This window comes from Acidobacteriota bacterium, assembly GCA_009861545.1.
In the GTDB taxonomy this organism is placed as follows: Bacteria; Acidobacteriota; Vicinamibacteria; order Vicinamibacterales; family UBA8438; genus WTFV01.
On record VXME01000125.1, the window covers coordinates 71,314 to 84,782 of the forward strand.

The 13,469-nt window shown below is 67.9% G+C and carries 6 protein-coding genes and 1 pseudogene; all 7 read right to left on the reverse strand.

Annotation, left to right across the window (positions count from 1 at the left end; translation table 11 throughout):
- Positions 1-147 precede the first annotated feature (147 nt).
- The 7 genes and pseudogenes from F4X11_20060 to F4X11_20090 all read right to left on the reverse strand — a co-directional run bounded on the left by F4X11_20060 (position 148) and on the right by F4X11_20090 (position 13,197).
- The gene (locus F4X11_20060) at positions 148-390 is read right to left on the reverse strand and encodes a hypothetical protein (protein MYN67293.1); all 243 of its coding nucleotides are present in this window, start codon (positions 388-390) and stop codon (positions 148-150) included.
- Between the two features lie 2,749 nt (positions 391-3,139).
- Positions 3,140-3,655: pseudogene (locus F4X11_20065) on the reverse strand (DUF1156 domain-containing protein).
- Positions 3,652-4,290, reverse strand: coding sequence for a toll/interleukin-1 receptor domain-containing protein (locus F4X11_20070; GenBank protein MYN67294.1), 639 nt, complete (start codon positions 4,288-4,290; stop codon positions 3,652-3,654). Before F4X11_20070 ends, F4X11_20065 begins: the two are co-directional and overlap by 4 nt.
- Positions 4,291-4,594: 304 nt before the next feature.
- Positions 4,595-5,917 carry an AAA family ATPase gene (locus tag F4X11_20075; protein ID MYN67295.1) on the reverse strand — a complete coding sequence of 441 codons (1,323 nt, stop codon included), beginning with the start codon at positions 5,915-5,917 and terminating at the stop codon, positions 4,595-4,597.
- Complete coding sequence (locus F4X11_20080) at positions 5,911-7,821, reverse strand: ATP-dependent helicase (GenBank protein MYN67296.1); 1,911 nt, start codon at positions 7,819-7,821, stop codon at positions 5,911-5,913. Before F4X11_20080 ends, F4X11_20075 begins: the two co-directional genes overlap by 7 nt.
- Positions 7,818-9,923, reverse strand: a complete 2,106-nt coding sequence (locus F4X11_20085) for a DUF2813 domain-containing protein (protein ID MYN67297.1) — start codon at positions 9,921-9,923, stop codon at positions 7,818-7,820. The genes F4X11_20080 and F4X11_20085 overlap by 4 nt, the downstream gene beginning before the upstream one ends.
- The gene (locus F4X11_20090; GenBank protein MYN67298.1) at positions 9,574-13,197 is read right to left on the reverse strand and encodes a DUF3883 domain-containing protein; all 3,624 of its coding nucleotides are present in this window, start codon (positions 13,195-13,197) and stop codon (positions 9,574-9,576) included. Before F4X11_20090 ends, F4X11_20085 begins: the two co-directional genes overlap by 350 nt.
- Positions 13,198-13,469: the final 272 nt, after the last annotated feature.

Sequence of the window (13,469 nt, forward strand, 5' to 3'; positions counted from 1 at the left end):
TCGCCTGTGCGCCGGCCGCGCCAGATCTCCTCGACGGAGGTCGCGCACGCTCAGAGCTCCGCACCCGTTCGTTTCAGGGTACCCAATCGGCCGGCCACGGGTTGCGTCGATGAGCACGGTCGAATCGAGCAGCAGGCGAGTCATTACTCAACCTGCCCGTCGCGGGTCGGCATGACGCTGTCGCCGTGTCCACGCCGCGGAATCCGTGTCCCACTCGTGGCCGGTATCGGGCAGACCACCTAGCGTGGCTTCGATGTTATCCCAATGCCGTTCGTGCTCGATCGAGACCACGCCGCAAGAGTTCCGCGATGAGCGTACTTCGCGCCGCGGACCCGCTCGCCGGGTGATCTCGTCGACGAGATCGACGTCCAGTGCGATGCGCAAACGCATGGGCCGGAAAACTAGCACGATGCGCACCCATCGTCCATTCGCGTGGTCATGATTCTTCTCCCAGTTGCTGCAATTTCGCCTGTCGCGCGGGCGCTACCCCGCTGCGCGCGGCGATGTGATTGGACAGCGATTCCAGGATCGCACGTTCCTCCGAGCCCGCATCGGCCAGCTCGATCAACGCCTGCAGCAGCCGGGCGAAGAGCGCGTGGCGCTTCAGGCCGCGTTCGTCGAGGTAGTCGTTGACCTTCGCTTCTTCGGCGGCGCGCCAGAAGTGCATCAGCCGGTGCGCCTGGTCGATCAGCGGCGGAGGACGGCCGTCCGGCGTCCGGTAGCCGAGCGATCGGGCGGTGCGCCGGCTCCACGACTTCAGCCTGACCCGGCTGCCGGCGCCGGGACCGTCCGGCGCCCCGGCGTCCTCCTCCGCGTCCGGCTCGTCGTCGTCCGGTTCACCGTCGGATGCGCGGGCGCCCCGGGACAGCACGTCGTAACGGTCGGTAAGGTCGCGGTCCGACAGGTTGCAGGAGATCGCGTACAGAATGCAGGCGCCGATCGGGGCGTCGCCGAGGCCGAAGTCGTTGCGGTGCAGCAGATAGTACGTCGTGACGTCGTCGAGTCCGCTCGTGGCCTCGTCGTCGCCGTCGTGCGTGAGCACCCGGCCGACGACGAAGTCGACGACGAACCGCCGCACTGCCCGCAGGAACTCCGACACGGTCATCTGCGAGTCGGCGTCGTCCGCCCGCTTCACGGCGGGATACTTCGAGAACGCCTCCAGCGCGGGTCCGGTCGCCGCCCACACGAAGTCGGGGCCGCGGATGCCGGCGTCCCAGAAATCCCGAAGCTGCTGCGAGATGTTCTTGCGCATCTCCGTGAGCACCGCCGTGTCCCAGCCCGGCCGCGCGGCCGGGCGCTTGCGGCAGACGATCCAGATGGACGAGGCGAGGGCGGCGGACTGCATGGCGCGCGTTCGCGCCAGCCGCTCCGTCTGGATCGGCCACGAGCCGTCCACGACGAATCCGGCCCGGATCAGCGCCGAGACCAGTGTCTCCCAGGCGTCCGGCGACTTGTTGGCGAAGACGATCACCAACCGGCCGTCGTCGCGTAGCGCCGCGTGGAAGCGCGAGAACGCCCGCGCCATGCCGTCCTCGTAGTTCCGCTTGGACACCGCCCGGTCGCCGTCGAAGCGCGCCGCGTCGTCGATCAGCTCGCCGTCATTGGCCGTGGCGTTCCACTTCGGGCCGAGCGGCGTGTCGAAAGCCGCGTCGATGGCCGGCGACAGCCCCCACAGGGCGCGCCGCAGCCAGACGTGGAAGAAGTCCATCAGGTCGGAGTAGAGAATGGCGTCGTAGTAGGGCGGGTCGGTGCAGATGAGGTCGAAGCCGGCGTCTCCGTCCGCGGAGGCCAGCGCCGCGGCTGCCGACCGACGCCGCACGGCCGGCGGGGGTGCGGCGGGCGTGGCGCCGAGCAGGTGTTGGCAAACACCGGCGGTCCAATCAACCGCTTGGATGAAACCGCCTGTGGTGTCGGTCAGCGGACTGGACTCCGCGAAATCCCACACCATAGGCAAGGCGAAGCGAGTGAAGACGTGGCCAACTTGCTCCGCTCCGGCGGTCCAGGTCGCCAACGTGCTGCCGCGATCGGCGAGGCGGCTGATCGTCGGCGTCAGCATCGCGACCACCGCCTCGCGCCACGCTGCCGGCCAGGCGGCCATCGTCTCGTCCAGGCGGCGTGTCTCCTGGACGAAGGTGCCGAGGGCCAGAAGCTGGCGGTTCGTGAAGAGGGTGCGCCACGCGTCGAAGCCGTAGCGCGGAATCCGCATCCCCAGGTTGTCCTGGCTCGGCGTCGGCTCGTTGGGCAGACCGAACGGGATGCCCGCGTAGAGCGTGTCGAGCTCCGCCTGCTCCACGCGCGCCGCCTGTAGCTCCAGCGCCCTCGGCAGCCGGTACTCCTTGCCGTGTGGTCCGGCGACCACGACCGCGGTCATGACGGCTCCCAGTCGCCCTGCGCGGCCGTCGAGACGGAGATCCTGCATCGTCATGATGGCTTGGCACAGGGGACACTGCGCGCCGGACCGACTCATCGTGCCGCCGCCCGTCCGCCGGTCGTGCTCGCGCCGCTGCGCGGGATTGCCTTCTCCCGGCGGCACGTCGGCCTCGACCCCGAACACGACGCCGGTGTGCTCCGCGTCCGGCGACATCGTCAGCAGCACTCGCTTGGCGCCCTTCTTCACGAGCCAGCGGGTCTTCAGCAGCGGGATCGTCGCGCGGCACCCCTTGCAGCGGACGGTGCGCGCCCACAGATACGCCACCGTCGGCTTCGCCACCCACCGCGGATTCCGCGCGTCCTTCAGGTAGACCGCATCGAACGCCGCGTTCAGGGGGCAGGCGTCCGCGTTACCGTCCGCGTCCGGGGCGAGCAACGTCAACGGCTGCGGCTCGAACGGCCGGCCGCCCGGCTTCAGCGCCTGGAACGCTGCATAGGTCGGATAGCGGCGGGCGAGTCGGCGCCGCGCCGCCGCCAGCACCCGGCGTCCCCACGCGCGGACCTGCCACGCGAGGTCGGCCTCCGGCACCGGCCTGGCATCGAGCAGCTTCGGCTCCGCCGTTTCGCCGTTGTCGCCGAGGCCCAGCGCGGCGAGCTCGCGCGTCAGCGCCCGGCCCTTGACGCCCTGCGCCTTCAGGAAGGCGGTCATGAAGTCGCGGTCCCGCAGTGCGAATTCGGGTAGCGGCCGGGTCTCGTCCACAAGCCCGCGCGGGTAGTCGAGCGTGCACTTCAAGATGAACCACGCGACCGGATTGAGGTCGACCGCGGTGACCTCGCAACCGAGGCGCATCGCCTCCAGCGGGATGGCGCCTCCGCCGGCGAACGGATCGAGCACCCTCGGGGCGCGCCCGTCGTACGCCTCGCGAATCCGCGCGCGGAACCAGTCGAGATCCGGTTCGTTCTCCGACTCCCGCTTCCAGTGCAGGATGCCCCCCTGCGTCTCGCGCTTCCGCCGCGCGACCGTCCGGCCGCCGACGCGCTCGTCCTCGACCGTCTCGACCACCGTGCCCGCCATCCGCCGGTAGATCGCCTGCCGCTCCCGCGCGTTGCCGGGGTCGGGCAGCAGCGTGGCTATCAGCGCCGCCCGGCACGCCGCCAGCGGTCGCCGCGCCGGCCAGATGTGCAGCGTCGAGATGTGCCCGTGGCGGACGTTCTTCTCGTGGACCGAGTCGAGCGAGACGTGCTCCAGGGGGAAGGCGGCCTCGATGAGGCGCTTGTCGTTCACGATGACTCCATGCGTGCCAGAAACTCTTCCAATCGCTGGGGCACGGTTACCTCCGGAGTCCACTGCCACACGGCATCACTTATCTGGCGGTTCGACTCGGATGCGGAGCGCACTCGATCGGACAGAGATGCATTCCAGTAGCTTGTCTGTTCCAGCAGCCTCATGTTGTTCCTTGCTTCGGCGAAGGAGTCGGACTGGCAGAACAGGGCTGCAACAGCTTCGGCGATACGTGCGCGGGTCATTGCGTGCTCGCGAAGGATGTCGAACAGCTCCTCCGCCAGCGCTACCGCGTTCTTGCCGATTCCGTTCATGCTCTGAAACTTGCCGATAAATCCGTACGGATCGGTCCCGAGGCGGGCGGTCACAATGAGGACTTGACGGCCCATCGCGTAACCGATCTCCTGGTCTGCCCACTTGCTCTCGTGAAACCCCGGGTGAAGTAGCGCGAGCATACCGTCGCATGTTGCCAGCGCCGCTTCAATCTCGTCTTGCCATTCCCGCGTTGGCCGTATGTCATTGTGTGCCACAAAGGAAGAGACACCAAATGCAAGCAGCTCCCTCTGGATGTTGGCAGCCAATCGCCGATGCTCAGCCAAATGCGAAACAAAGATGCGAAGTAGTCGCTCTTCCAGCATGTAGACTCCACGCTGGGACGCGACGTCGTGAACTCGTAGTCCAGGTGCTTGCCCAGGGAAAGCAATACGTCATCCGGGCCATCCTGGATCATGCTCATGACGTAGTCGTCCCGACCGTCGCCGCGCCAATCATCAGTCCACGGAAGGCCGAACTGACGGAGCGTCAGGTCAATGAGCGTCCACTCCGAGGTGCCGAGGCGCCGCCCGATTTCCGAAATGATAAGGACGCGATCCGACGGTGTCAGCGTCATGTTTCAGTCTTCCTTCAATCTGTGTACAGATGGGACACTGTCGTTCATGTCGTTCATGCACCGAAGTCGCCCCGTACGATGCGCTCCCAGATGCGGGTGTGTTCGCGGTCGTCCCGCCGGGCTTCCTGGACGTTACGGCCGCGGCGGGCCCCGCGCCAAGCGGCGAACGGAACGATACGGGTCTGGTGGTTCGTGCGCTTCGTGCGCTCGACCACGAACAGGGAGCGGGGTGACACCAGATCGGGCAGGAAGGGGTCGTGCGTCGTGACGATGTACTGGCTGTGGAGGCCACTGAAAAAATGCGAACGCGCTTCCAGCGTTTGCGCGATCATCGGGATCCGGCGGGGATGCAGGCCGGTCTCCGGCTCCTCGAAGCCGACCAGCGCCGGCGGGTCCGCGGTCAGCGCCAGGAGGCCGAGCAGGCGCAGGGTGCCCTCCGAGAGCAGGCGCGCCGGCATCTTCACGCCGCGTTCGTTGAGCCGGAGCTCCACTTCGCCGACATCGTTCACCTCGACGTCGATCCCGTCGATGGTCGGCATCATCCCGTGCAGTTCCCTCTCGACGCAGCGGAACAGATCGGGCTCTTCCGCTTTCGCGGTGTTGAGGAAAGCCGCGAGGTCTTGTCCCGCCGGCCCGATGCCCGGCGCTTCCCGCACGGGGTTGTCGGCCCGCATCCGTTCGCGCGGCTCGAGGTAGAAGAACTGCCAGCCCTCCAGTTCGCTCCGTGCCGCGACGACGTGGGGGTGGTGGGGCGGATAGTGCGGCATCGACAGGATGCTGTGGTCCGGAAAACGATCGTGGCCGGCGACCTGCGGCCGGTCTTCGCGCCGCACGTGGATCTGCTCGCCCCGGCGCTCGATGAACGGCTTTCGTTTGATCGCCGGAACGCCCTTGCTCGTGAGCGCGGCCAGGTACTCGTCCGCAACGCGCAACGCGCCCGTCTTAGGCAGCATCTCGATCACGATGCGGTACCGCAGGTTTCGCGCGCTGACCGGGGCGGGTTGCCGGCCGGCGCTCCCGGACGCCGTCCGGCCGCTCGAACGGCGCATGTTCCGTACTTGTCGATTGACGGCGTCGGCGACCGCGTCCGCCAGCTCCAGATCGGCCTCGATGGAGAAAGCGAGCCGCTCCTGCTCGATCAGACCTCTGACGCCCTCCTTCCCGATGGGGAACGACTTGAGCGGCTTGCCGCGGTACGGGGCGTCGAAGGCCTCCCGGAGCGTCCGGCTGGCGCCGATCCGGGACAGCAACTGGAGCGCATCCAGGAAGTTGCTCTTGCCGGCGGCGTTCGGCCCGAACAGCACCGTCAGCGGCTCGAGCTGCACCTCGACGTCGGCCAGGGACTTGTAGCCCTTGATGTGGACTCGCTTCAGCATGCCATGCTTCCGGCATGCAGTCCCATTTCCGCCAGGAAGCGGGAAGGCTGCTTGGGCCAGCCGAAGTACGAATCGGCATGCGTCAGCGTCAGGCTGGACTGAACGCGCGTGATCGCCACGAAGCAATTGCGTCGTTCTTCTTCCATCGCGGATGAACCACCCTGGACGGCTTGATACGAGGGCAGCTGTTCTTCCGCCAAGCCTGTCAGGTAGACGTGCTGGAACTCCTTGCCCTTGGCCAGGTGGATCGTCAGGCACTGCACGTCGGTCGGGCGCGGCGGCGGCGTCTTCTGCCGCAGGTCGATCTGCTGCAGGAACTGTCCCAGTGGTGGATCGGCTCCGAGCTGGTGTCGAATCTCGCGCGTCAGCGATCCCCAAGTGCTCCGCTCTTCGGTTTCTTCGTCGGTATCGATGTTCGGTGTTCGGCGATGGCGATCGCGCCAGGCCAGGGTGTTCTTGGCGAATTCGCGGTACTTGGCCCGGTCGTGCAGATCATCCCGCAACGTGTCGAGCAAGGGGCGTGCGTCGGTGGCCGCGCATGCGGACGCGGCCGACAAGAACCCGGCCAGCAGGGAATCTCCGGCGAAAACGCTCTCCGCCTCCACATCATCGGGCAGCACGCGCGCAGCCGTGAGGTCCTGATACGCACGGCATAGTGCGGCGAGCTGCTCGAGGTCGGCCGGGCGGTTGCTCAAGCGCAGCGCGGAGTGCAGGAATCGCAACAGGGGCGACTCGAACTCCGCCTTTCGCTTGACGACATGGGACGGCAAGCCGGCATGTGACAAGGCGGCTGCCGCGGCCCGCACGAGTTTCGTGTTGCGGGCAAGGACCGTGCAGGTTCCGGGGTCCAGGGATCTTGCCTCGATGTCGGCTGCGACCCACGACAACTCGGCTGCGCAGTCGGCGAAGCGGCGGACCCTCACGGCGCGGGATGGGGATGAGTCGACGGCAGATGCCAGCGGTGACTTGTTCGGCGCCCGATTGACGTTGTGACGAATGAGGATGTTGGCCAGGTCGACGACCTCGGGGGGGCACCGAAAACTCTCCGGAAGCTGGACGACGCGCATGTCGTAGTCCTGCTGGAGGCGACGGAGACGCTCGGGGCTGGCGCCGTTCCACTGGTAGATGGTCTGGTCATCGTCCGCGACCACGAACAGGTTCGCGTTCCGGTCAGGGTAGAGCGTCCGCAGGAGTAGATCCTGGACCTTGTTGGTGTCCTGATACTCGTCCACACATGCGAAGGGGTACACGACGCCGTAGTCGCGAGCGATACGAGGGCGTTCGTTGAAGAGGCGGAGGCAGCACACGAGGAGCGCGCCGAAATCGAGATGGTTGCCTTCGATCAGCAGGCGGATGTAGCTCCTGTAGACCGGGCGAATCCACTCCTTGCCCGGGGCTGCGAACGGCAGCGGCGCGTCCTGCTGCTCGCGGCCGTCCTGACCATCCCGAAGGAGACGGTCGATCAAGGGGAGCACACCTCTCGCCGTCGCGCCGGACGGGATGCCGGCGTCACCGGCCTGCTCCATGGCGTCGCGCAGCACCAGATGCCGGTCCGCGTCCTGGTTGAGAATCGTGAAATCGGGGCGCAGGCCGAAATGGCTGCCGTGCTGGCGCAGCACGTCGGTCGCGAAGCCGTGGAACGTCGTCAAGCGCGCCCGGCGCATGGTCGGACCGAGCAGTTGCGCGACTCGGCCCCGCATCTCTTCGGCGGCCTTCGTGGTGAACGTGAGAGCGAGGACTCGGAATCGCTTGTCGGGGGTTCCCTGAATGAGCCGCACCACTCGCGTCGTCAGCACCCGGGTCTTGCCGGCCCCCGGCCCGGCGAGCACCAGCATGGGGCCCTCGTTCCAGTCGACGGCCTGCCGCTGGTTGACGTTCAGGGATTCGAGTTCGAGCATGGTCACGCCCTGGCGAGCGCCGCAGCCTTGTTCAGGATACTTGACAGCTCGACCGGGACCGCGGTTTGTCCGGCCGTCATCCGGGCCGCCGCTTCTGCCGCTACTTCCGGCTTGCTGTAACGATTGGGCAATGCGGCCAGGACTTCGGTCCAGTAGGCCGGTGTGCCTCTTGGCGACGTGGGCTGCGCCTTCTGCGGGGACATGCGTGCCTCGTAGAGATCGCCGAATCCGCCGTCGCAGAGCATCCGCTCGACGTTGTCGTACGGCATGGTCAGCCGATCCGCCTCGACCGCGGCGCCGAACTCGTCTCTTACACGTCGCTCGTACTTCCCGCGCCCGCTGTCGTTGTCGAGCACGCAGTACCACACGATGCCGAGGCTGTTGGCCACCTTCGCCAGCATGCCCACGTCGGTCTGGCTGAACTCGACGCAACGCACGCCCGCGCGTTCGATGTCCAGCGTCAGTGCTTCGGCGGCGCCGGCCAACAGCGTCGTCTCGGTCTCACCTTCGACGAGCAGCCAGCACCTCGCGAACAGCAACTCGCCGCGCGTGCGGCGGACATGGGAGTCGAACTTCCGCGCCTCCTCCGGAGTCAGTGTTCCCGGTTCGATCCGATGCGCCTCGATACCGTCGTCGGCATGCACGAATCGGCGAATGGCTGACGATGGCACACTTGCCAGCAGGTCGCCGCTGTGGGTCGAGACGAGCTTCTGACCCGGCAGATCGCTCACGAGCCCCATCAGCGACCGGATTGCCGACGGATGCAGATGCGCCTCGGGCTCCTCGAGCGCCGTGACGGGCGCCGCATCGGGGTCGAGGTCGGAGAGCTGGCTGCGAAGAAAGGCCCCGAACAGCAGAAGCACCGCCAGACTCTGCGTGCCCTCACCCTGAAGTTCGACAGGAATCCTGGCGCCGGAACGGGATGCCAGGTTCACCTGGGCCCGGGACAGCAACGAGAAGAGCTGGGTCGGCAGCGCATCGATGGTTACGGCCTCGTTGGCGCCGAACTCGATCACCCTGCCAGCGTCCTCAAGGCCGGTACGGACGTCGAGCAGTGGTCGATGGGCCGTGATCAATCGTTCGTTCAGGTTCGCGAGCTCCGTAGTCAGGGCCTCCCTGTCGTCCTCGGGAATACCGCTCTCGGCGAGAAATGTTCGCCAGAAACGGCCCTTGGCGGCGAAGTGCCTGGACGCGTCCCGAAGAGCGGAGAGGTAGAACGGCGGCGCCAGCCGTTGGAGCGTGTTCAGTTGACCTGCTCCCTTGCCGGCCGGCATCGGATTGCCGTCGGCGTTGAGGAAATCCCAGTCCGTCACGAACTCGCCGGCATTCCGGTCGAATGACGACGTGACCCGAAACGTGACGCGCCGCTGTTCGTTGGCGTCGCGTGCAAACAAATCGGCAAGCGCCTGCACAACCTCTTCATTCCACGGCTCGGCCTCCGTTTCGACGAACGACAGCTCGATCTCGATGGGTTCGGCGTCGGTAGGCGCCGCCTCGTCGTCCGGGAGGTGGTAGTCGTACTCGTCGAACGGCCCGCGACCACGTCCCCGCAGCCGTTCGAGACAGATGCGGATGGCCTCGAGGAAAGCAGTTTTTCCCGAGTTGTTTTCGCCGATCAGAACCGTGGTTTCGTCGAGGTCGACGGTGAGGTTCCTGATGCAGCGGAAATTGCGGATCTCGACGGTGGTCAGCCTCATCCGGTCACTTCCCTGGGCTGCACCGTGCGGCCGGCGATAATCGGAAGTCGCCTCGATGTGCTCATGACGCTCCCTCGCTGGCTCCCTCCGCCGCTGCCTGCACCGACGCCGCCGAAATGGCGTAGGTGGAGAACACGCGGCTCTTCGCCAGCAGCTTCGCGAACGGGTCGCGCACCCGCACCAGCCGCGGCCGGGGCGTGGCGCAGTCGTAGACGGCATAGAGCCAGTAGCCGTCCCGCAGGTTGCACGCCTTGGCCCATTCGTTTTCGGACAGCTCGACATCGCCGGTGCCGGCCCGGCCCTTGACCTCGATGGCGCGGCGGTCTCCGGTTGCGGCGACCGAGAGCAGGTCGAAGCCCGGCCAGTCCCCCAAGCCGGCGCGACGGGCCAGCTCGGGTCGCGAAACGTCATGAACCACGGCGCCGGACGCTTCTTCGTGCGCCTGGGCGATCTGCATGGCGATCTCCTCGACCTGCGTATCGTGCCGCCGCCGTTCCTCCGTGTCTGCCGTCGGGAGCACCAGCGCGTGGGCGACGATCTCGCAGTCTCCTGCGACGACGAGGGACGGCTCCCTCCGCACCTGCCGCAGGCGGCGGTCCTTGTCGGCCGCGAGACGGCGTTGCTCGTCCTTGATCTTCGCGAGCGACGCTGCCGCCCCCGCATCGCCGCCGCGCGCCTTCCGGCCGACGTGCTGCCGCCTGGCTATCAACTCGGCCGTCCGGTGATCGCAACCGCGTGCGATCCAGTCGAGCCGCTCGGGAAGCGACCGCTCGATGCGTGCGCGGTGCTCGTCCACGAGGCGAGCGAGCGCGTCGCCGTCGACCCATTCGCGGGCCGCGGCGGTCAGGCCGTGCGCCATCCGCGCCAGCGGCACGCTGCCCGGCGGCACGTTGGGCGCGCCACGCAGCAGCAACAGGTGCTCCAGTGGACAGGGTTCGATGACGCCGTCGCCGTCCTGCCGCAGTCCGACCAGGCGGCTCTCGATGATCTCGACGCGCCGGTCTTCTCCGTCCGCCCGACCGTACGCCGGCGTCACCTCGTGGCCCGCCGATTCGATCGGCCCCGGGCGCCGCACCACCGACACCCGTGCGAGATGGAAGAGGTACGGCGCGCCGGCATGCGGGTCGACGAAGAAGGCGCCGCGCCGGGCCTCGTCCTCGTGCCGCGCCAGCAGCGCGGCGCAGAACCGGTCGAACACCGGCTCGCCGGGATGGAGCCAGATGACGTCGGACCGATCCGCGGGTCGATAGACCGTGAAACAGCCGTGCGCGCCGGCCGGGTAGATTTCCATGGCGGCGAGCACGGGATCCAGGCCCCGTCGGCGTTTCTGGGCGAGCCCGAAGACGCCGTCCGGATCGCCGTCGACGCGCAGATCGATCAACGGCGCGGCAGCCGTGACGAACCGGCGGACGTAGCCGGGCAGCAGCCGGCGGTACTGTTCCCGGTCGATGGCCGCCTGCAGCGCGGGCAGGCTGCTCTTCACGTCGCCGCCGCCGAACCGCGCCTGCTCGCGCTCCCCGAGCGCCCGCACCTGCGCCGCCGTCAGCAGTCCGTCGATGCCCTTGACCGCCGCGGTCGCGCCTTCCTCCGTCGCCGCCTGCTCCAGGTAGTCCTTCAGCGACACGTTCTCGAACAGGCGGCCCACGACGTCGAAGACCTTGTCCGACTGGAGTTCCTGGCGGATCAGTTCCAGCTTGTCGAGCAGCGTCTTCAGCACCCGTCCCTCACGGGTCTCGCCCGCGACGAGGTTGACGATGACCACCGGGTCGTGCTGCTGTCCGTAGCGGTGGATGCGGCCCATCCGCTGCTCGAGGCGCGCCGGATTCCACGGCACGTCGTAGTTCACCATCAGCCAGCAGAACTGCAGGTTGATGCCTTCGCCCGCCGCGTCGGTCGCGACCAGGTAGTTGGCGCCGCCCGCGTCGAGCGGACGCCGGAACAGATCCACCTGCGCCTCCCGCTCGCGGTAGTCGAGGCCGCCGTGGATCAGCGCGACCTGTCCGGTGAAGCCCAGCCCTTCGAGGCGGCGCACCAGGAACTCGGCGGTGTCGCGGTGCTCGGTGAAGACGATGAACTTCTCCCTCGCGAACTCCGCACTGCGCAGCACGGCGCGCAGCTTCTCGAACTTGGAATCCTCGCCGTCGTCGACCAGAGACCGCGCCTGGGCGAGCAGCGCTTCCACCTCGCGGCTTTCCTCCCGGAGTTGCGCCAGGGTCGGCGCCACGACGCCGCCCAGCGCGCGCTCCTCGAACGCTTCGTGACTCTCGGCGCCGCCGGCCTCCTCGGCGTCCTCGTCCGCGGTGCGGATCTCGAAGAAGTCGGGGGTCGCCGCGAGGCGCTTCTGGCGTTGCTCCAGCTCTTCCGCACGGCCGGCGCGGACCAGCTCGATCGCCTCTTCCAACCGAACGAGGCGGCGCTCGAACGACCGCAGCAGCGCATGCGTCGAGCTGGCCTGCCGGCGCTGGAACACGCTCATCGCCAAGCGCGCGGCCGAGCGGTTCAGCACCCGCGCCCGGTTGTAGGTCTCGGCGATGTAGCGCGTCGTGGCGTCGTAGAGCGCCTGTTCGGATGGGTTCAGCGCATAGCTGAGGGTGTCGCAACGCCGTTGCGGATAGAGCGGCCGGCCGTCGAACCGGACCATCTCCTCCTTCGTGCGGCGAATAAAGTGCCGTCGGCGCTGCGATTCGGGGAACGCCCGGAACGCATCGAACGTCGCCAGCGCGTCCGGCGCCAGCAACCGCCACAGGCAGTACCAGGGGAAGTCCTTCCCCATGTGCGGCGTCGCGGTCAGCAGCAGCACGTGTGTCGCCGACCAGCCCAGCTCCCACCCCGGTTCGTCGGCCGGCAGCCCGGCCAGCGCCTCGGCGAGGCAATAGCGATCCGTCTTGTCGACGGACAAGTCCTGCCGCTGGTGGGCGGCCAGCTTGTGCGCCTCGTCGAAGACCACCAGGTCGTACGGCGCCGCTCCGGCGGCCGCCTCGCGCAGCCGTCCGAACGTGCGCTCTCCCACGAGCGTGTCGACGCTGACGATCACCCGGTCGCTCTCCGGTCCCGCGAACGGATTGCCGGTGCGCGCGTCCGCGCCCCGCACGATGCGGAACGGCAGCGAGAACAGCGTCCGCATCTCCCGTTCCCAGTTGCCGATCAGGCCGGCCGGCGGCACGACCAGCACGCGCCGGATGAGCCGGCGGGCCAGCACCTCGCGCAGATAGAGGCCGGTCATGATCGTCTTGCCCGCCCCGGTGTCGTCGGCGAGCAGGAACCGGAGCGGCGACAGGTCGAGCATCCGCTCGTAGACCGCGATCCGCTGGTGCGGCAGCGGATCGATTAGCGAGACCTCCGTCGCGAAGGCGGGGTTGAACAGGTGGCCGTACGAGAGCCGCGTCGCCTCGGCCACGGCGGTTACCGCGGTGGGCCGGGCCGTGAAGTCGAGCGGCGGCGCGGCGGTCGGCGCGGCAGCCGCTTCGGGTTTCGAGTCGGCCGGCGCCAGCCCGGCCTCCAGGTCGATGATCTGCCGCCATGCCAGGCGCGCCGGCTTCGTCTGGCCGTTCTCCCAGCGGTTGACGGTCGCGAAGGAGACGCCGATCCGCTCCGCGAGCTGTACCTGCGTCAGATCGAGGCGCTCGCGGACGGACTTGACGCGCGAGGGATAGTCCGCAGGGAGCGTCGGGTCAGGCCGCTGCATTCCTCGACACCTGCGAGGACTATAGGGTATATGCTGTGAGTTGAGCAATGCAATATAGCATGTGCAATTGCAGGGGTCTGCGGCGTGCCGCCCCGCTGGCGTTTGGCGTGTTGCGCTTCACCCGGGGTTCGGCTCCCTTGCGCCCCGCATGCTGCGCGACCTGGCGCAAGCCTCACGGTACAGCCCCGGCGTTCAGCACACGGTCAAGGAGATGGGCGCGAGGTTCGGCGCGGTGATCGAAACTACGACTGATCGGGCCTTCGAGGATCGTC